The organism is Paraburkholderia largidicola (assembly GCF_013426895.1).
Lineage (GTDB): Bacteria > Pseudomonadota > Gammaproteobacteria > Burkholderiales > Burkholderiaceae > Paraburkholderia > Paraburkholderia largidicola.
The window spans coordinates 2,031,771-2,051,815 of the sequence record NZ_AP023176.1; the positions used below are offsets into that span (position 1 = coordinate 2,031,771).

The 20,045-nt window shown below is 62.5% G+C and carries 18 protein-coding genes; 7 read left to right on the forward strand and 11 right to left on the reverse strand.

Annotated elements, in window-relative coordinates; all coding sequences use genetic code 11:
• Positions 1 to 4: 4 nt before the first annotated feature.
• A complete protein-coding gene (locus tag PPGU16_RS37810; RefSeq protein ID WP_180727222.1) occupies positions 5 to 772 on the reverse strand; it encodes an SDR family NAD(P)-dependent oxidoreductase in 768 nt (255 codons plus the stop codon).
• A 133-nt stretch (positions 773 to 905) separates the two neighbouring features.
• On the opposite strand from PPGU16_RS37810, the gene PPGU16_RS37815 reads away from it, so the two are divergent.
• Positions 906 to 1,838 carry a LysR family transcriptional regulator gene (locus tag PPGU16_RS37815; protein WP_180725912.1) on the forward strand — a complete coding sequence of 311 codons (933 nt, stop codon included), beginning with the start codon at positions 906 to 908 and terminating at the stop codon, positions 1,836 to 1,838.
• Between the two features lie 6 nt (positions 1,839 to 1,844).
• Here the strand turns inward: PPGU16_RS37815 and PPGU16_RS37820 are convergent, their stop codons facing one another.
• The 5 genes from PPGU16_RS37820 to PPGU16_RS37840 form a co-directional block, all read right to left on the reverse strand.
• Positions 1,845 to 3,680: an ABC transporter ATP-binding protein gene (locus PPGU16_RS37820; RefSeq protein WP_180725913.1), complete on the reverse strand. Its 1,836-nt coding sequence runs from the start codon at positions 3,678 to 3,680 to the stop codon at positions 1,845 to 1,847.
• A 169-nt stretch (positions 3,681 to 3,849) separates the two neighbouring features.
• Positions 3,850 to 4,746, reverse strand: a complete 897-nt coding sequence (locus PPGU16_RS37825; RefSeq protein ID WP_180725914.1) for an amidohydrolase family protein — start codon at positions 4,744 to 4,746, stop codon at positions 3,850 to 3,852.
• 73 nt (positions 4,747 to 4,819) lie between these two features.
• Positions 4,820 to 5,779 carry a substrate-binding domain-containing protein gene (locus tag PPGU16_RS37830; RefSeq protein ID WP_180727223.1) on the reverse strand — a complete coding sequence of 320 codons (960 nt, stop codon included), beginning with the start codon at positions 5,777 to 5,779 and terminating at the stop codon, positions 4,820 to 4,822.
• Between the two features lie 88 nt (positions 5,780 to 5,867).
• On the reverse strand, positions 5,868 to 6,866 hold the full coding sequence (locus tag PPGU16_RS37835) for an ABC transporter permease (protein WP_180725915.1): 999 nt from the start codon (positions 6,864 to 6,866) through the stop codon (positions 5,868 to 5,870).
• A gap of 60 nt (positions 6,867 to 6,926) precedes the next feature.
• A complete protein-coding gene (locus tag PPGU16_RS37840; RefSeq protein WP_180725916.1) occupies positions 6,927 to 8,453 on the reverse strand; it encodes an ATP-binding cassette domain-containing protein in 1,527 nt (508 codons plus the stop codon).
• Positions 8,454 to 8,883: 430 nt separating this feature from the next.
• Between PPGU16_RS37840 and PPGU16_RS37845 the strand changes: the two genes are divergently transcribed.
• From PPGU16_RS37845 to PPGU16_RS37865, 5 genes are all read left to right on the forward strand, one after another.
• Positions 8,884 to 9,783, forward strand: coding sequence for a LysR substrate-binding domain-containing protein (locus PPGU16_RS37845; protein ID WP_180725917.1), 900 nt, complete (start codon positions 8,884 to 8,886; stop codon positions 9,781 to 9,783).
• Between the two features lie 172 nt (positions 9,784 to 9,955).
• A complete protein-coding gene (locus tag PPGU16_RS37850) occupies positions 9,956 to 10,705 on the forward strand; it encodes an SDR family NAD(P)-dependent oxidoreductase (RefSeq protein WP_180725918.1) in 750 nt (249 codons plus the stop codon).
• Between the two features lie 77 nt (positions 10,706 to 10,782).
• Positions 10,783 to 12,111 carry an MFS transporter gene (locus PPGU16_RS37855; protein ID WP_180725919.1) on the forward strand — a complete coding sequence of 443 codons (1,329 nt, stop codon included), beginning with the start codon at positions 10,783 to 10,785 and terminating at the stop codon, positions 12,109 to 12,111.
• Positions 12,112 to 12,151: 40 nt separating this feature from the next.
• Positions 12,152 to 12,997, forward strand: a complete 846-nt coding sequence (locus tag PPGU16_RS37860) for a transketolase (protein ID WP_180725920.1) — start codon at positions 12,152 to 12,154, stop codon at positions 12,995 to 12,997.
• Entirely contained in the window at positions 12,994 to 13,992 is a 999-nt protein-coding gene (locus PPGU16_RS37865; RefSeq protein ID WP_180725921.1) for a transketolase family protein, read from the forward strand. Before PPGU16_RS37860 ends, PPGU16_RS37865 begins: the two co-directional genes overlap by 4 nt.
• An 80-nt stretch (positions 13,993 to 14,072) precedes the next feature.
• On the opposite strand, the gene PPGU16_RS37870 is transcribed toward PPGU16_RS37865, so the two are convergent.
• Positions 14,073 to 14,984: an AraC family transcriptional regulator gene (locus PPGU16_RS37870; RefSeq protein ID WP_180727224.1), complete on the reverse strand. Its 912-nt coding sequence runs from the start codon at positions 14,982 to 14,984 to the stop codon at positions 14,073 to 14,075.
• A 138-nt stretch (positions 14,985 to 15,122) separates the two neighbouring features.
• Here PPGU16_RS37870 and PPGU16_RS37875 point away from each other — a divergent pair, with 138 nt between their 5' ends.
• Positions 15,123 to 15,956, forward strand: a complete 834-nt coding sequence (locus PPGU16_RS37875; RefSeq protein WP_180725922.1) for an oxidoreductase — start codon at positions 15,123 to 15,125, stop codon at positions 15,954 to 15,956.
• A 30-nt stretch (positions 15,957 to 15,986) separates the two neighbouring features.
• Here the strand turns inward: PPGU16_RS37875 and PPGU16_RS37880 are convergent, their stop codons facing one another.
• From PPGU16_RS37880 to kce, 4 genes are read right to left on the reverse strand one after another with little or no spacing between them, the layout of a single operon-like run.
• On the reverse strand, positions 15,987 to 16,778 hold the full coding sequence (locus PPGU16_RS37880) for an SDR family oxidoreductase (RefSeq protein ID WP_180725923.1): 792 nt from the start codon (positions 16,776 to 16,778) through the stop codon (positions 15,987 to 15,989).
• A 30-nt stretch (positions 16,779 to 16,808) separates the two neighbouring features.
• Positions 16,809 to 17,549: a 3-oxoacyl-ACP reductase FabG gene (gene fabG, locus PPGU16_RS37885; protein WP_180725924.1), complete on the reverse strand. Its 741-nt coding sequence runs from the start codon at positions 17,547 to 17,549 to the stop codon at positions 16,809 to 16,811.
• A 34-nt stretch (positions 17,550 to 17,583) separates the two neighbouring features.
• Positions 17,584 to 18,930 (reverse strand): MFS transporter, encoded by a 1,347-nt coding sequence (locus tag PPGU16_RS37890; protein ID WP_180725925.1) that lies wholly within the window; start codon positions 18,928 to 18,930, stop codon positions 17,584 to 17,586.
• Positions 18,931 to 18,971: 41 nt separating this feature from the next.
• A complete protein-coding gene (gene kce, locus PPGU16_RS37895; RefSeq protein ID WP_180725926.1) occupies positions 18,972 to 19,910 on the reverse strand; it encodes a 3,5-dioxohexanoate:acetyl-CoA acetone transferase in 939 nt (312 codons plus the stop codon).
• Positions 19,911 to 20,045: the final 135 nt, after the last annotated feature.

The window sequence follows — 20,045 nt, forward strand, 5'->3', positions numbered from 1 at the left end:
GCGTTCAGAACGATTCCTTGAAGGGACGCAGATCGAGTTCATGCGTCCACGCCGAACGGTGCTGGACATGAAGCGACCAGAACGCATCGGCGATCGCGTCGATATCGAGCAGTCCGTCCTCGCCCTTATGCTTGACGTGCTCGGCGAAGCGCGTGTGCACGCGCTCCCCGTCGATGCCGCCGTCGATCACCACATGCGCGATGTGCAAGCCGAGCGGCCCGAATTCGCGCGCCATGCTTTGCGCGAGCATGCGCAGCCCCGCCTTGCTCGAGGCAAAGTGAGCGTAGTTCGGCATGCCGCGCAGCGCACCCGTCGCGCCGCTGAACAGAATCGAGCCTCGCCCGAGCGGCGTAAAGCGCCGTGCAGCCTCGCGTCCTGCCAGAAATCCACCGAAGCAGTTCAGCCGCCAGAACGATTCGAAAACGTCGGCTTCCATCGTGCGCAGATCGAGCGGCTGATTGTTGCCCGCGTTGTACGCGATGAGATCCGCGCTGCCGCCGTTTTCGTCTGCCTGCATCGCGATATCGAACAGCCGGATTACGTCGGCTTCGCGCGTCACGTCCATGACGACAGCGCTCGCCGAACCGCCCGCCTCGACGATGCGCTCACGCACGCGTTCGACCTTCGCTTCCGTGCGCCCCGCGATGATGACGTGGCGCCCCTCGGCGGCGAAGCGGCGCGACAGTCCCGCGCCGAGTCCGTGCTCGGGTCCGACTCCGATGACGACCGCTTTCGGGCGGTCCGCGACAGGCGTTGCTCCAGTGATAGACATGGACATGGGTCTTTCCCTTTCCGACGATTGCAATGACTGAACGATACCTGGGGTGCTCGAAGGGATAAACCGCTGCTACGATTCCACATTGTTTCTCCCATGAAACAATGCAGACCGAGACAGGAGCGGGACCGTGGACAAGTTTCAGGCGATGCAGGCGTTCATCCGGGTGGTCGAAAGCGGCACCTTCACCAGGGCGGCGCAGATGCTCGATCTGCCGAAGACAGCGGTGAGCCGCCTGATCGCGTCGCTCGAAATCGAACTGGGCACGAAGCTGCTCAACCGCACGACACGCAGGGTCTCGACGACGGCGGACGGCGCGGCCTATTACGAGCGCGCGCTGCAATTGATGGGCGATCTCGCGGAGCTGGAAAGCTCGATGTCGCACGCGAAAAGCAATCCGCGCGGACGACTGCGTGTCGATCTGCCCGTGCCGTTAGGCTTGTCCGTGATCCTTCCGGCGCTGCCGACGTTCACCGCACGGTATCCGAACATCGAGTTTCATTTCGGGCTCAGCGACCGCCCCGTCGACCTCATTGCGGAGAACGTCGATTGCGTCGTGCGTGCGGGAGAGATCTTCGATCAGTCGCTGGCGGCACGGCAGATCGGCGCGGTCCGGCAGATTCTGTGCGCGACGCCAGCGTACTGGGACAGGCACGGGCGGCCTTCGCATCCGTCGGATCTCGAACAGGGACACGTCGTCATTCGCACGATCGCGTCGCGCACCAACCGGCCCTTTCCGATCGTCGTGACAAAGGATGGCCAGCGCATCGAGGTGCAGAACCGGCGCGCGCTCACGTCGAATGACATCATGGGGTGCCTGACGATGAGCCTCGCGGGTCTCGGCGTCGTGCATGCGTTGACGTTCTCCGCCAATACGCATCTTCGAAGCGGCGCGCTGGAAGCCGTCCTGAGCGACTGGGTCTCGGACCCCGTGCCCGTGTTCGTCGCGTATCAGCCCAACCGGCACCTGAGCACGAAGGTGCGGGTGTTCATCGACTGGCTGGCGGAACTGTTTGCGGGGAATGAATCGACGGCGAGAAGCGAGCGCGGTGTGGCACCGTAAGACCGATCACGCATGCGCCCCCGCCGTGCGGCGCTCCTGACGCAGCAGCACATCGCGGTAAATGCCGGGCCGGGACGCAAGCTCCTGGGGCGCGCCATCATCGACCAGCCGCCCATGCTGGATCACCACGATACGATCGAAATTCTGCAACGTAGACAGACGGTGAGCGATCGCCACCACGGTGCGTCCCTTCATCAGCCGGTCCAGCGCGTCCTGAATCTTGGCTTCCGATTCACTGTCGAGCGCCGACGTCGCCTCGTCGAGCAGCAAAATAGGCGCGTTTTTCAGGAACGCGCGTGCAATCGCGATGCGCTGCCGTTGTCCGCCGGACAGCCGCGTCCCACGCTCGCCAACATTGGTTTGCAAGCCGTCGGGCAACGAGCGGATCAGATCGAGGCTATTGGCGTTCTCGCACGCTTGCAGCACTTCGTCTTCCGTCGCGTTGGGACGGCCGTAACGCAGGTTGTCGAGCAACGAACGATTGAACAGCGAGATATCCTGCGGCACGACGCCGACTGCGTCGTGCAGGCTGCCCAGGCTGATATCGCTCAGACGCTGGCCGGAAATACACACGGCGCCCAAACCTGGCGGCGGATCGAATGACCGTTGCAGCAGCGCGAGGATCGTGGTTTTGCCCGCGCCCGACGGCCCCACCAGACCCACGCGTTGCCCCGCATCGATATGAAGGCTGAAATGATCCAGCACGCGCCGGCGCCCGGGGTACGAAAACGTGACGTTCTCGAAGTCGATGTTCGCGTCGCGGACCTGCAAGGTCGGGACGCCAACCGTCTCTTCCATCTCGCGCGGCACGAGCAGCGATTGCGCGGCCTCGGCAAGCCGCGCCAGATGCTGGATCATGCCCACCAGCGCCACGGCAAGATCGCGCGTGCCGTGCAGAATCGCGAAACCGAGCGAACTGACCAGCACCACATCGCCCGTCGTCGCACGCTCCTGCGTCCACAGCCACAAAATCCAGCCGAGCAGGCAGCAGGACAGCACCACCGTGATGAGCGCGTGCACCAGCCGGAGTTTTTCGAGGTGCCGCAGGCTTGCCTCGCGGGACACCATTTCCTGCTCGAGAAAGCTCCCGATACGCAGACATTCACGCGCCGTCGCAACAAAAGTGCGCACCGTCGCCATATTGCCGATCACGTCCACCATCTCGCCGTCGACGGACGCGGCGCGCGACGCGAAGTGCACGTGACGGTCGCCGCCCCGTTTCGCGAGCCAGAACAGAAAGGCGGTCATGCAGACGGAAATGGCGACGAGCGCAAGCGCCATCCACACGCTGATCCAGCCGATCAACACAACCGACCCGATAACCGACAGCAGCGGCGGCAGCGCATTCCATGCCGTCAGATTCTCGATCGTGAACACGGCATTGGCCGTCGCGGAGATGCGGCTGGCGAGCGTGCCGGGCTGCACGTTCGAGAAATAGCCTGTCGAATGGCCGATCAGATAGCCGAACAGTTCGCGCCGCACGTCGCCTGTGACTTCGACGAAAGTCCGCACGCTGGCCCAGCCCGCGACCCGCCAGAACAGATTGTCGGCGAACAGCAGCCCGAGGATGACAAGAAACGCATGCACCACGTTCGCGGGATGTTCGCGGCCAGTGGGCAGCGCGTCGATGAGATTCCGGATGGCGAACTGGGACCCGAGCGAGCAACCGACAGCGGCAACGATGCACAAGACAACGACCGCGTGTTGCGCCGGATGCAGGCGAACGTAGCGGAACAACAGGCTCACGGGACTGGACGCGTAACCCGCAAGCTCCTTGACGCGCCGCCCGCGCGTGCGCACGGCTGGCGCGACGCCCGCCGCCTCTGAACTCGGCATACCCATTGTGGACCGCTCCGGTGTTCCGCCTCGATGAAACGAATCGTCGAACGCGCGAATAGTCGAACGACTCTTCTGCCGACCAAGGCGACGCATCGGTCAAGCATACGCTGTTCCCGCGCCTTGACGCGGATGGCGAAACAATGGGGGCCGGGAAGGCGCGGCGTCGCGCGCGTCACAGACGGTAAACACGCTCCGCATTGTCGTGAAAGAGCGCCGCGCGTTCCTGCGGCGAAAAGTCTTTCGTAATGGTTTTGAATGCGTTGAACACGTCGTCGTAACTGCTGAAAAGCTTATCGACGGGAAAATTGCTCGCGAACAGACAACGCTCCACACCGAATGCTTCGATTGCGTGCAGCACGAACGGGCGGATACTGTCGACGGTCCATTTCCAGTCGCCCATGCCAAGACCAGAAATCTTGCATGACACGTTGGGCGCGGACGCCAGCAGCTTCATCGCTTTCTTCCATGCTTCGATTTCTTCCGGCGAGCGGTCGACGGGCATGCCCGTGTGATTCAGCACGATCGGCGTATCCGGAAAATCGCGCGCCAGCGCAACGGCTTCTTCCATCTGCGTGTAGTACAGCTGCAAATCGAACGACAGGTTATAGCGCTTGAGCAGTGCATAGCCGCTGCGCCATTGCCCGTCGCTCATCAGATGCGGGCTGTCGATGAACGTCTTCACCGGGTCGCGATGGAAGTTCAGGCATTGGCGGATGCCGCGCACATTCGGAAATTCGCAATGCGCTTCGATCACCGCCTGCGCATTGGCAGAAGACAGATCCGCAAACCCGACGATGCCATGCGGATACCCATGCGTGTCAGCGACGGATTGCAGCCAGCGTGTTTCGGCGACAGGGTCGTTATGGTCGTACTCGACCTGCAGATGCACCGTCTTCACCACGTTTTGATTCTTGATGTCGGCCAGAAAGTCGTCGATCAGATAATCCTTGCGTATCGCCGAATAGTCGCCGAACACGCGATCGAGCATCGGCCCCTGCAGCCACGGGTAATTCCCTGTCTTCAGATCATAGAGGTGGTGGTGCGGATCGATGATGGGCAGATTGTCCACGGTATCTCCGGTATGACGAATTCATTCGCAACGCAATGCCGCCCATACGGGCGGCATGCCTCTCAGGTCCTGCTCAATAATTGCCGGCCGACGGCGGATACACGCGCTTCACGGTCGCCTGCGCATCGGGATGATCGATCGTGTCCTTCGTCACGAGCGGTTCCTTCAGCGCCAGTTCCTGCGTGGTCGGCTTGTGGTTCAGCGCGTTGAATACCTGTGTGGTGGCGTCGATGCCCTGGCCGACGGCTTCCTGCAGGAAAATGCCCTGAATCGAGCCGTCGCGCAGCAGGCGTATCGTCGTCGGGCTGCCGTCCGCTGTCACGACGGCCACTTTCCCCGTCATGCCGCGCGTTTGCAACGCCTTCGCCGCACCTGTCGCCGCTTCGTCGTACATGCCGTAGATCGCCTTCACGTCCGGGTGCGCGGTGAGAATGTCGTTCGCTTGCGAAACCGCTTCGTTGACAGTCAGGCCATGCGTTTCCAGCACCTGAACGAGATCGCAGCCATCGGCCTTGAACGATTCCTTCGCGCCCTTCATGTACTTCTGCGCATTCTCGCGATCCTGCGGCAGCGACAGCATGGCGATCTTGTTGCCGCCGCGCTCCTTCGCGAGCTTGCAGACGAAAGACCCTTGCGCCTTGCCCGTTTCATAGTTGTTCGCCGTGACGGCCGACGTGAAATCGGTCTGCCCCGCCTGCGGCCCGATGCCCGTGAAGGCGATCGGCACGGACTTCTCCTTCAGCAGACGCAACACGGGTGGCGTGCTCGTCGAACTGACCGGTCCCATCACGATTGCATCGACGCCGCGCGTCAGTGCGGTTCGAACATTGTCCATCTGCTTGGCGGGCGAGTTCTCGGACGTGAGTTCGACGTAGTTCATGCCGAGTTCCTTGGCGCGCTGCTTGACGCCGTACGCGACCCATTGCCAGTACGAAATATCCAGTGAGGGCGCGATATAGGCGACCGTCTTCTTCGCCTGGGCGAACACCGGCTGCGCGGTCATCGTTGCAGCCAGCAGAACGGCTGCCGCCATCACCCGGCCGAGTGGCTTTCGCGCGCCGCCGGCCTGCTTCGTTGCGATCGTGATCATGTTTGTCTCCTTGAACCTTGTTGGCCGCGGCTTAACGCCGTGCTTTGGTGATGCGGTCGACGAGCACCGCGATAAGAATGACGATCCCCGTGACGGTGCCTTGCCAGAAGCTGTTCACACCGATCAGGTTTGCGCCGTTCTGAATGATCGTGATCATCAGCGAGCCGAGCAGCGCGCCGATGGCCGAACCCGTGCCGCCGAACAGGCTCGCGCCGCCGATCACGACGGCCGCGATCGCCTGCAGCATGAGGCTCGAACCCGCCGTCGCCTCCGCATTGCTGATGTACGAAACGCTGACGATGCCCGCAAACGATGCGAACAGCCCCGACAGCAGATACGCCGCCAGTCGCACGCGATTGACGGGAATGCCGATCACGCGCGCCGACGAACTGCTGCTGCCCACGGCATACAGCCAGCGGCCTGCCACGACCTTGCGCAGGCAGAATTCGATCGCGACGAGCAACAGCACGCACCACAGCGCGTAGTTCGGCAAGCCGGGAATCAGCGAGCCGGAGTTGAGCAGCCAGTAGTTGGGATCGGAGATCGGCAGCGAATGGCCGTCCGTGACGATGAACGACAGGCTGCCCGCAATCGCATAGGTGCTGAGCGTGACGACGAACGGCGCCAGGCCGACGAACGTGACCAGCGCACCATTGATGAGGCCGATTACGAGACCGACCGACAGCCCCGCAAGGCTGCTGGCAATGGCGCCGAACCCGTGCGCCATCGCAAGCCCCGTCACCATGCCCGTCAGCGAGAACACCGAGCCGACGGACAAATCGATGCCGCCCGTGATGATGACGAGCAGCACGCCGAACGCCATGATGACGAGCGGCGCGGCGGCCTGCGAAACGTTCGCGATGTTGCCGCCCGACAGCGCGGCGGGCACGACCATGCCGACGGCCAGCTCGATGATGATGATCGCAATGGCGATCGCGATTTCGGTGCGATACGTCGACAGCAGCCGCCGTCCCGCCCTGCCCGGCTGGCGGCGCTCGCTTGCGATCGTGTGAGTGGTGGCTGTCTTCATGAGTGTCTCCGGATTGGTATGCGTGTGGCGTTCAGGTGCCGCACATCAGGTGCGCCGTCTTCAGGCAGCCATGCCCGTCGCGCTGGCGAGCCTGGTTTCGTTGACGTCGGAGTGAGTCAGCACGCCCGTCGGATGTCCGTCGAGATCGAAGGCAAGCACCGTGTCGCATAGCTCGACCAGTTCGACGTACTCCGTCGACCACCAGACGACGGCCGTGCCCTGCGACGCCATCTTGCGAATCAGTGCGTAGATCTCGCGCTTGGTGCGAATGTCGACGCCGCGCGTCGGTTCTTCGAGCACCAGCAGCTTCGGCTTGAGGGGTAGCCACCGGGCGACGAGCAGCTTCTGCTGGGTGCCGCCGCTCAGTGTCGACGGCAAGTCCCACAGCGAGCCCGCGCGAATGTTCAGTGCTTCGAGCAGCCGCGTGCCCTGTTGCACTTCCTGGTTGCGCGCCACGCTGCGCCGCTCGACGATGCGCTGCGCCGCGACCAGGTTGTCGACGATGGGCAGCGTTTCGAGGATGCCTTTGTTCGCGCGGTCGCCGGAGATGAAGCCGACGCCGTCGCGGGCCGCCGCCGAAGGACTCGCGTAACGCATCGGCGCGCCGTTGCGGCGGACGTCCCAATCATTCCCGGCCGCAAGGCCGGTGAGCGCGTTGATCAGCGCGGATGGGCCAGTCGGCGCGCCCGCCAGCCCGACGATCGAACCACGGCGGATCTCGACGCGTATGCCCGCCTGTTCGATCGTGATGGCATCGCCTTGCGAAAGACTCAGCGTCGCGCCCGCTTCGGACTTGATCTGCATGGCGTCTGCCGCCGCAGCGCCCGCATGCTCGTCTGGCTCGACGCTCTGTCCCATGCATTCGACGATTTCGCTGTCGGTGATTGCGTCGAGCGCGGCACGGTCGACAGCCGTCTTGCCGTCGCGGATGATCGTGCAGACATCGGCGATCTGACGGATCTCGCGCATCCGGTGCGATACGAACAGCACGGCAAGACCTGTGTCGGCGATCAACCTGCGAATGACGGCGAACAGGCGCCCCGTCTCCGCGGCCGTCAGATTGGCCGTGGGCTCGTCGAGCAACAGCAGCCGCGCGCCCGAACCGAGCGCACGCGCAATTTCGACGAGTTGCCGCTCATGCAAGGTCAGCTCGCCAACCAGACGTCCAACGGATTCGCGAGCGAAATGCGGGTCGATCAGCGACAACGCATCGACGGCCAGCGCCTTCGACGACCGCTCGCTATACATGCGTGTCGCGCGCCGCAAACGCGGCATCGCGATGTTTTCGGCAACGGACAGATGCGGCAGCAACGCCAGCTCCTGATTCACGACGGCAATCGCGCCCGCATCGACATGCGCGGCAACGGACGCGCCGAGATCCTGTCCGTCGAATTCGAGGGTGCCGCCATCGCGTTCGTGCTGGCCCGAGATGATCTTGATGAAGGTGGATTTGCCCGCGCCGTTGCCGCCGAGAAAGGCGTGCACTTCACCGGGCGCGATCGACAGATCGAAGCCTCGCAAGACGGTCGTCGGGCCGAAGCTCTTGACGATGGAACGTGCAGACAGCAGGAATGGCGGTTGAGCCATGTCGATTCTCCCGGCGCGATACGAAACGCGCGCGCGGCATGAGGCCGGTGCGGCGTGCACAGATGGAAAGAAGGAGGAAGACGTACGCGACAGGCAGCGCGCGGACGCGGATCGAACCTTGCTTGCTTAAAGGATGTAGCGCAGGACGCGACGCCCGATACAACGTCGGATGGGCGATCGCCGTAATCGCGCGGGAAGAGGGAAAAACGGATAATGCATTGCTGTCTCCTGTGTCGACCGGCATCGGTCATCGCAGTGGTGCACTGCGCCATGCCGGTCTGAGGTGGAAGCGTGAAGCCTTCCAGCCTGCCGCATCGTGGGTCCCTGCTGTCATGCATCACGGACCTGTGCGGCTTGTCGACAGAATGGCAGCGCCTGTCACTCGCAAACAAGGCGGTTTCGTTCAACTACAACTGAAAAAAATTTCACTATGCGTATTCCCCCGCTCAAGGCGATCATCGCCTTCGAAAGCGTCGCCCGAACCAGCAGCGTGAATCGCGCGGCCGACGAGCTGGGTTTGACGGCATCGGCCGTGAGCCATCAGCTGAGCAACCTCGAGTCGATCATCGGGCAGCCGCTGTTCCAGCGCTCGGGGCGTGGTCTCGTGCTGACGCCGACGGGCGAGCGCTATCTGTCCGACGTGACGGGTTCGCTCGCCGATCTGAGCCGCGCCACCGAGCGCGCGTCGAGCCGCACCGACGTCGACATCCTGCGCGTGCATTCGAGCCCGAGCTTCGGCCTCATGTGGCTGATGCCGAGGCTGTCGTCGTTTCAGGAAGCGAACGACGACATCCAGTTGAACCTCGCGTGTTCCTACGAGAATGTCTCGTTCTCGAATGGCTTCTACGATATCGACGTGCGGCACGGCTACGGCAACTGGAGCAACGTCGAAGTCAAGACCGTGCGCGGCGAATTCATCGCGCCGCTTGCATCGCCCACGTACCTCGCGCGTCATCCCGTGAACACGCCGGAAGATCTGCTGTCGCACCGGCTGATCTATTCGGAGTCGCCGCTCGTGCAGTGGAAACAATGGTTCGGCAGAACGGGGGTATCGGCGGCGCACAAGACTTTCGATTTTTCGTTCGACCGCTCGTACATGTCGCTCGAAACGGCGGCGCTCGGCCTGGGGATCGCGCTCGAAAGCGTGATGCTGGCGTCGGTGAAGATTCGCGAAGGCTTGCTGGTGCCCGTGTTCGACGACAGCTATGCCGTCGAAGTCGGCGCGCATCACGTCGTCTATCCGGCGCAAAACGCGGAGCTGCCGCGCGTGGCGCGCTTTCTCGCGTGGATCGAGCGCGAGGCCGCTGCTGAGCCTCCGCGCCAGTCATAGTCGCGGCGTGGCAGTGCGTCGGTACGGTCTTACTGCGCTGCAACGAATCGCGGCCATTTCGCGCGCGAGCTTCATCTGAATTTTTCTCAGCCATTGTTGAACGTTTCCGCGTTGATGCGCGCGCCCCGTCAGCCGACACTCTGGGCACACATCAACACACAGGAGACAACCCATGTTGCTCGAGAACAGGATCGTCATCGTGACGGGCGCGGCCTCGCCGCGAGGGATCGGCCGGGCGACGGCCAACGCACTCGTTGCGCAGGGCGCGCGCGTCGTGATCCTCGATCTGCGCAAGGAAGACGCGGAAGCCGCCGCAGCCGACCTCGGCGCCGGACACCTCGGCCTCGCCTGCGACGTCACCGATAAAGACGCCTGCGTGGCCGCTGCGCGCATCACGCTCGAACGCTATGGCCGCATCGACGGACTCGTGAACAACGCAGGCATCACACAGCCGGTTCGCACGATGGACATCACGGGCAAGGACTTCGACGCCATCGTCGACGTGAACCTGCGCGGCACGCTGTACATGTCGCAAGCCGTGGTTCCCGCGATGAAGGAACAGAACGGCGGCAGCATCGTCTGCATGTCGTCGGTGTCCGCACAACGCGGCGGCGGGATCTTCGGCGGCCCGCACTATAGCGCGGCGAAGGCTGGCGTGCTGGGTCTCGCGAAAGCAATGGCGCGCGAATTCGGCCCGAACCGCATTCGCATCAACTCGATCACGCCGGGCTTGATCCAGACCGACATCACGGGCGACAAGCTGACGCCCGCGATGCGCGAAGACATCATCAAGGGCATTCCGCTCGGCCGGCTCGGCGATGCCGCCGACGTCGCCAACGCATGCCTGTTCCTCCTGAGCGATCTGTCGAGCTATCTGACGGGCATTACGCTCGACGTCAATGGCGGCATGCTGATTCACTGAGAACCGCGCCGCCGCCCCAAGGCGGCGCAATCGACGCACCCGGGAAAACCCGGGGCAAACATGGCAGGAGACATTCCATGAAAGCGAAGTACACCGCGTCACCGATCACAGGTGATGTACTGCCGCGCAACGATACGCAGACTTTCGAAGCGAAGACCTACGCCAAGGTCGGCCGCCGGCTGATTCCCTTCCTGATGCTGTGCTATCTCGGCGCCTATCTGGACCGGGTCAACGTCGGCTTTGCGAAGCTGCAGATGCTCAGCGATCTGCGTTTCAGCGAAACCGTCTACGGCATGGGCGCGGGCATTTTCTTTCTTGGCTATTTCCTGTTCGAAGTGCCGAGCAATGTGATCCTGCATCGCGTCGGCGCGCGCCGCTGGCTTGCGCGCATCATGCTGACCTGGGCCGTGATCTCGGCGAGCTTCGTGTTCGTCAAGTCACCGACGGCCTTCTACGTGCTGCGGTTTTTACTCGGCGTCGCGGAAGCGGGCTTTGCGCCCGGCGTGATTCTTTATCTCACGTACTGGTTTCCGTCCGAGCGCCGCGCGAAGGCACTGTCGCTGTTCTTCATGGCGATTCCGCTGGCAGGGATGATCGGCGGACCGCTGTCGGGCTGGATCATGCACTCGCTGCAAGGCGCGATGTCGATGGCCGGCTGGAAGTGGCTGTTCCTGCTCGAAGCGTTGCCGTCGCTCGTGCTCGGCTTCGCGATCCTGCTGTATCTCGACGACGGCATCAAGCAGGCGAAGTGGCTGAACGATGCCGAGAAAGCGCTGCTCGCCCGCAACGTCGCCGCCGATGCCGAACACAAGACCGCGCACGTCTCGATCCGCGCGTTCATCGGCGACCGCCGCCTGTGGCTGATGGCCTCGATCTACTTCTGCGTCGTGCTGGGGCAATACGGCCTGACCTTCTGGCTGCCGACCATCATCCGCAAGGCGGGTGTCGCCGATCCGCTGTGGGTGGGCGCGTTCACGGCCATTCCGTATCTGTGCGCCATCATCGCCTTGCCGCTGATCGGCATGAGCGCGGATCGTCGACGCGAGCGCCGGTTTCACCTCGCCATTCCGATGCTGGTCGCCGCTGCGGGCTTCGCGACCTTGCCGATGCTCGGCAGCGTGGGGGCGTCGATCGTCTGTCTGAGTATCGCAGCGGCGGGCATTCTCGCGTCGTCGTCACAATTCTGGTCGCTGCCGACAGCCCTGTTGGGCGGCATGTCGGCGGCAGCGGGCATCGCCGCCGTGAACTGCTTCGCCAACCTGGCGGGCTTCTTCTCCCCGGCGATCGTCGGCTGGCTGAACGACTTCACGGGGAAGTCCACGGCCGGACTGATCTTCATCTCCGTCGCGATCACGCTTGGCGCAGCGCTCGTGTTTCTGGTGCCTGCCCGATCCGTCAACCGCTAATCCGTTTTGCAACCTTTTCGTTTGAACACTGGAGCTATCGATGGACACTGAAACCGTCAACGATACGGTCACGCTCGCCGAGCACGCCTACCGCATTCGTAGAAACGCGCTGCTGATGGGCGAAGTACAGGGCCAGGGCTATATCGGCCAGGCGCTCGACATTGCCGACGCGCTCGCCGTCGCCTACTTCGGCGCGATGCGCTACCGCCCCGAAGATCCCGAATGGGAAGGCCGCGACCGCTTCCTGCTGTCGAATGGTCACTACGCGATTGCGCTGTACGCCGCGCTCTTCGAAGCCGGCATCCTGCCCGCCGACGAACTCGAGACCTATGGCAGCGACGACAGCCGTCTGCCGATGTCCGGCATGGCGAGCTACACGCCCGGCATGGAAATGTCGGGCGGCTCGCTCGGCCACGGTCTGACGATCGCCGTCGGCCGCTGCCTGGGACTGAAGCGCAAGAACTCGGATGCATTCGTCTACACGCTCTTCTCCGATGGCGAACTCGATGAGGGCTCGATCTGGGAAGGCCTCATGTCCGCCGCGCACTGGAAGCTCGACAACCTGATCGCGATCGTCGATGTGAACAACCAGCAGGCCGACGGCCCGTCGACGCAGATCATGGCCTTCGAGCCGCTCGTCGAAAAACTCGAAGCGTTCGGCTGGTACACGCAGCGCGTGAACGGCAACGACATCGATGCCGTCAAGCAGGCATTCGACAACGCCCGCCATCACGACAAGCCGCAACCGCGCATCATCGTCTGCGATACGAAGATGGGCTGCGGTGTGCCGTTCCTCGAAGAACGTGAGAAGAACCATTTCATCCGCGTCGACGCACACGAGTGGAAGCTCGCGCTCGAAGCACTCGAAGCCGGGAGACAAGCATGAGCACCGTTATGAAGAAGCCGCGCCTGAAGACATCGGCGATGATCGCGTCGATCGCAGGCGAAGGCCAGGTCACGCGTTCCGCGCCGTTCGGCCACGCGCTCGCTGAACTGGCGCGCTCGAAGAGCAACGTGGTCGGCATGACGGCCGATCTCGGCAAGTACACGGACCTGCATATCTTCGGCAAAGAGTTTCCGGACCGTTACTATCAGATGGGCATGGCCGAGCAACTGCTGATGGGCGCTGCCGCTGGTTTCGCGCATGAAGGCGCGCAACCGTTCGTGACGACCTACGCCGTATTCGCCACACGCCGCGCCTACGACTTCATCCATCAGACGATCGCCGAAGACAACCTCGACGTGAAGATCGTTGCCGCGCTGCCCGGTCTCACGACAGGTTACGGCCCGAGCCACCAGGCCGCCGAAGACCTCGCGCTGATGCGCGCGATGCCGAACATGACGGTGATCGATCCGTGCGACGCGCTCGATATCGAGCAGATGGTGCCCGCGATCGCTGCGCACAAAGGCCCTGTCTACGCACGCCTGTTGCGCGGCAACGTGCCCGCCGTGCTCGACGAGTACGACTACACGTTCGAACTCGGCAAGGCCAAGCTGCTGCGCGACGGCGCGGAGGTGCTGCTGATCTCGTCGGGGATCATGACGATGCGCTCGCTCGAAGTCGCCAAGGCACTCGAAGCGGACAACATCGGCGTCGGCGTGCTGCACGTGCCGACCATCAAGCCACTCGATACCGCCACCATCCTGCGCGAAGCAAAGCGCACGGGACGCATGGTGATTGTCGCGGAGAACCATACGGTGATCGGTGGGCTCGGCGAAGCGGTGGCCAGCACGCTGCTTGGCGCGGGCGTGACGCCGCCGTTCCGCCAGATCGCGCTGCCCGACGAGTTCCTCGATGCAGGCGCCCTGCCCACGCTGCACGACCGTTATGGCATCTCGACCAGCATCATGGCCGCTAACATCAAGACGTGGCTCGGGTAACGAATCGAATTCCTATCGCACCCTGGTTGCATGATCGAACGACCGCGAGCCGAAAGGATGCGGTCGTTTTTTCGACTACGTCAGTGCGACGACACATAATCCGAATCCGCAAACGCCGGCGGCATCGAGAACGTCTCGCGCATACGCTTCGTCTCCGCTGCGGGCGTCGCGCCAAACAGACGCTTGAATTCGCGATTGAACTGCGACGCGCTCGTGTAGCCGACGGCGTGACACGCCGCTTCGGCCGTGATGCCTTGACGCAGCATCAACAGTCGCGCCTGATGCAGCCGCGCCGATTTCACATATTGCATCGGCGAGGTTTGCGTGATCGTCTTGAAGTGGCTGTGAAAGGTCGGTACGCTCATACCCGCGTCGCTCGCAAGCTGTGACACATCGAGCGGCTGCGCATAGGTCGCGTGGATGCGGCGCAACGCCTTGCCGATCTTGCCGAACTGCCCTTGCATCGCCAAAGCCGCGCGCATCGCGTTGCCTTGCTCGCCCGTCAGCACGCGGAAATACAGCTCGCGCTTCAGCGCCGGACCGAGGATGGATGCGTCGAGCGGCCGGCTCATCGCTTCCAGAAATCGCATCACGGACATTCGAAGTGCCGGGTCCATCGGACTGGACATCATGCTTTGCGGGGCGTATGCCTGAACGGGCGCATGATGACGGTCGATCTCCAGCATCAGTTCGGCCGCCAGCGTAAAATCCAGATGCAGGTAGATGGCCAGCAACGGGCGTTGCGGCGTAGCGTCGGTTTCCATCGTGAACGGCACGGGCACAGCGACGGCGAGATACTGCTGCTCGTCGTACACGTAGACCTGATCGCCGAAATAGCCGCGCTTGGTTCCCTGGCAAACGATCACGATGCCGGGATCATAGAGAACAGGCGTGCGGGACAACGCACGATCCGAACGCAGGATGCGCACATCCGGCAAGGCCGTGAGGTTGTATCCCTCATTGGGCGCGAGTGCTTTCATCAATGCGATCATCGCTTGCTGCCCGTCGATCTTACTGACCACGCTTCACCCTCGTCATAGGAATAGGCAATAAGTCAAGACTATAAGACCTGAATCATACCTGTGCGAAAGAATATTATGCATTCGTCTCTCTTCTCTTTCGAGGTGCGCATGCCATCGTTCAAAACTCTCCTCATTACCGGCGTCAGCAGCGGCTTCGGACGCGCGCTCGCCGAAGAAGCGCTTGCCGCAGGTCACCGCGTGGTCGGCACCGTCCGAAGCGAACAGGCCAGGCATGCGTTCGAAGCACTGGCTCCGGGTAAATCCGTGGGTCGTGTGCTCGATGTGACCGACTTCGAAGCGATCGACGGCGTCGTCGCTGAAATCGAGGCGACGGTCGGCCCGATCGACGTGCTCGTCAACAACGCCGGGTACGGTCATGAGGGCGTGATGGAGGAGTCTTCGCTGGATGAGATGCGCCGGCAGTTCGACGTCAACGTATTCGGCGCCGTCGCGATGATGAAGGCCGTGATCCCGGGCATGCGCAAACGGCGGCGCGGCCATATCGTCAACATCACGTCGATGGGCGGCTTCATCACGATGCCCGGCATTACCTATTACTGCGGCAGCAAGTTCGCGCTGGAGGGCATCTCCGAGGCGCTCGGCAAGGAAGTGAGGGCATTGGGCATCTTCGTTACTGCCGTCGCACCGGGATCGTTCCGGACCGATTGGGCCGGCCGCTCGATGATCCGGACGCCGCGTTCGATCCCGGACTACGACCCGCTCTTCGATCCCATCAGACAAGCGCGCGAGGCAAAAAGCGGCAAGCAGTTGGGCGACCCCGTGAAGGCGGCGCGCGCGATGCTGTCCGCGATTGGCAGCGACAATCCGCCGGCGCATCTGCTTCTGGGAAGTGATGCGCTTGGACTTGTGCGCGAGAAGCTCTCGGCTATCGGCGGCGAAATCGACGCGTGGGAGGCCGTCAGCCGGTCGACGGACGGTTAAGCGTCGATATCCAGGTCTGAATTAACAGACTCACAGGTACTCGACATTCCCGTCGACGCTGATCGCCTGCCCCGTGATATTGCCGCCAGCCGGCGACGCGAGGAACAAGGTCATCGCGGCAATATCGTCGACGGTGACCATCCGGCGCAAAGAAATCTTCTTCAGGTACTCGTCGCGCATCGCATCGAACGAAATACCGAGCGCGTCGGCACGCGCGGCAATCACCTTGCTCATCCGTTCGCCTTCTACGACGCCCGGCAAAATCGCATTCACACGGATATTGCTCGGGCCGAGTTCAGCCGCCAACGATTTCACCAGTCCCACGATCGCCCATTTCGTCGACGCATACGGCGTTCGAAACGGATAGCCCAGACGTCCCGCCACCGAAGACATCGCGATGATGCTCGCGCAATCCGACGTCTCCTTCAAAACGGGCACCGCCTTGCGCAGAAAATAGAACTGGCTGTTGAGGTTGGTGGACACCGTGCTTTCCCACTGCGCCGGATCGAGATCTTCGACTGCGCCCGTCGGTCCCGCAATGCCGGCGTTGTTGACGAGCACATCGAGTCCGCCTAGCTTCTGCCGCGCATCGTCGATGATGGCGTCGACCTGCGCCCGGTCCGACACGTCGGCGATACCCGCGTGAAGGCCCGGCAAGCGCGATCTGGCGTCAGCGACAGCCGCCGCGTTCACATCGCAGATATAAACCTTCGCCTGCGCCTGTACGAACGCCTCGGCGATTGCCGCGCCAATTCCCGCCGCGCCCGCCGAGACGAATACACGCAGGCCGGCGCGCGGTTTCAGGAGATCAATGATATTCATGCCGCTACCTCTTCACAATTTGCACACGCATCACAGCGTCAATCCGCCCGTCGCTTCGATCACTGCGCCGTTGATATAGCTTGCTTCGTCGCTGGCCAGGAACGCGTAAATATTCGCGATCTCTTCGGGCTTGCCGAGCCGGCGCAGCGGCACGTCTTCGCGCATCTTCGCGAGCACGTCTTCCGGAATGGTCTTGAGGATAGGCGTGTCGATGAAGCCAGGCGCAACCGCGTTGACCCGGATACCCTTCGGGCCCAGTTCGCGACTCCAGGTCTTCGTAAAGCCGATCACGCCGAACTTGGCCGCGGCATAGTTCGTCTGCCCGTAGTTGCCGTAAATGCCCACCACAGAGCTGGCGTTCAGGATGACACCGGAACCTTGCTCGATCATCGAATCGACGACTGCCTGCGCGGTATGAAAGACACCGCGAAGATTCACGTCGATCACATCTTCGAACTGCTGCAACGTCATCTTTTGCAGACGGGCATCGCGCGTGATGCCCGCATTGTTCACGACGACATCGACGCGCCCATACTTGTCGCGCACGCTGGCGACCATCTGATCGACTTGCGCACGTTGCGTGACATCGACGGCGAACGCATCCGCCTTCGCACCCACTTCACGGCACAGATGCGCGACCGTTTCGACAGCATCGAGATTCATGTCGCACGCGATCACGACCGCGTTTTCACGCGCGAACTTCAACGCGGTTGCTGCGCCGATCCCCTGCCCCGCGCCCGTGATGATGGCAACTTTTCCGTTCAACTTCATTGTTGGTGTATTCCTTCGATAGAACGCAGTTCGTCTACGGCTTCATTTGCGCAGCCGGCTCGCGCAAGGACTCTACATGATCCTCACTGCGAATCGCTTTCGCCAGTAGCGGGACCAGAGCGAGGCCGAGCACCGCCGCGACCAGAATCACGGTGAAGCCGGCATCGCTTCGGCCGGAAGACGTCTCTGCCATACCGAACAGATACGGCCCGACAAAGCCGCCGATCAAACCGATCGTGTTGATGAACGCCAGACCTGCCGCGGCCTGGATGCCTTGCAGGCGCTTCATCGCAATGGCCCAATAAGACGGCAACACGCCGCCGCCAAAGAACGCCGTTACCGTGAGCAGGCAGATCCGCGCAGCAGGCGTCGTCACGGCAAGATAAACGCATGCCCCGACGACAAGCCCCGCCGTCAGCACGCCGAGAAACACGCAATCGCTATTCACGCGCCGGTGGATGCGCGGCAGAATCAGCACGCCGAGCAGAAACCCGAGCCCGACGCTTGCGGCCAGGAAGCCGATCAGAAGCGGCGAATCGACATGCATCTGATGGACGATGGCCGGCGCAAAAAAGTACAGCCCCACGAACGCAACCTGATTCAGGAAATAGATCAAGCCGATCAGCACGGTAGTGGGACGTTTGAGTGCGGCAATCCAGTTTGCGGACGAGTACTCCGCGCGTCCATGCACGTCGATGACAGCATGCGATTCGAGCACGTCGCGCTCGGCCGCCGACAGCCAACGCGCGTCTCGCGGCCGCTCCGGCATCGCAAAGAACAGCACGATACCGACGATCACGCTCGGAATGCCTTCGATCATGAACATCCATTGCCAGCCATGCAATCCGCCGAGCCCATTCATCTGCATCAGCGCGCCGCCGAGCGGATTGCCGAGCATCAGCGCGAGCGCGGGCGCGATGTAGATCCAGCCGACCACGACGGGCCGGTCATGCGGCGCAAACCACAGCGTCACCATATACATCAGCGCGGGAAAGAGACCCGCTTCCGCGATGCCCAGCAGAACGCGCAACACATAGAACGATGAGGGACCCTGCACGAACATCATTGCGGTGGACAGAATGCCCCATGTCACCGCGATGCGTGCGATCCAGCGTCGCGGGCCGACGCGGTGAGCCGCAAGATTGCTCGGCACTTCGAGCAATGCATAGCCGAGAAAGAAAATGCCCGAGCCGAAGCCATATGCGGCAGCGCTGATGCCGACATCCGCCGCAAGCTGAATCTTCGCGAGCGCAACATTCGTGCGATCGAGAAAGGACATGAAGTAGATCGCGCACATCAGCGGGATCAGCCTGAGCATGGCCTTGTGCGTGGCCAGGCGATGCAGCTGTTCAACGCGATGGTCGATGGCAGTAGTGTCCATGACGTCGTCTCCAATATCGTTTTAATGGCTTTTTTAGGGGCCTACAGCGTTACCTTGTCGGCGCCCTTGAGTCCCAGCATCTTGCGCGCCTCCGCGGGCGTCGCGATCTCGAAGGAGAGTTCTTCGAGAATCCGGCGGATTTTACGGACCTGTTGCGCGTTGGTCTCCGCCTTCACGCCCTTCGACAGATACACGCTGTCTTCGAGACCCACGCGCACATTGCCGCCGAGAATCGCGCTCATCGTCACGAGCGGCATCTGATGCCGGCCCGCGCCGAGCACGGAGAATTGATAGTTCTCGCGGCCGAACAGCCTGTCCGCCGTCGAACGCATCACGACCATGTTCTCCGGGTCCGTGCCCAATCCGCCCAGAATGCCGAACACCGACTGAATGAAGAACGGTGGCTTGACGAGCCCTTGCTCGACGAAATGCGCGAGGTTATACAAATGCCCCACGTCATAGCACTCGAACTCGAAACGCGTACCGTTGTCGCCAAGCTCCAGAAGAATGTTGCGAATGTCCTTGAAGGTATTGCGGAAGATCATGTCTTCCATTCCTTCGACGTAATCTTTCTCCCAGCCGTAGCGCCACGACGAGATCTTCGCGGCGACGGGATGAATCGAGAAGTTCATCGATCCCATGTTCAACGAGCACATTTCAGGCTTCGCGAGTCGCGGATACGCGAGACGTTCTTCGAGCGTCATGCGCGTGCTGCCGCCTGTCGTGATGTTGATGACGGCGTCCGTTGCTTCGGCGATGGCGGGCACGAAGGCCTTGAAGATCTCCGGACTCGGCGTGGGGCGGCCGTCATGGGGGTCGCGCGCATGCAGATGGATGATCGCGGCGCCGGCTTCAGCCGCTTCGATGGCCTGATCCCTGATTTGCGCGGGCGTGATGGGCAGATGTTCGGACATCGACGGGACGTGGGTTGCGCCCGTGATCGCGCACGAAATGATGACCTTGCGGCTGGTGTCGCTCATTGGGAAATCCTGATCTTGTCGGCGTACGCGCTGAAATCTCGGCGCGCACGCTGTCTCCGAGGTTGTATCCACGCGCTGGCCTGTCGAAGACGCAACGCTTGTGAATACCCATCTTAGTGGGATACGATGGCGCCC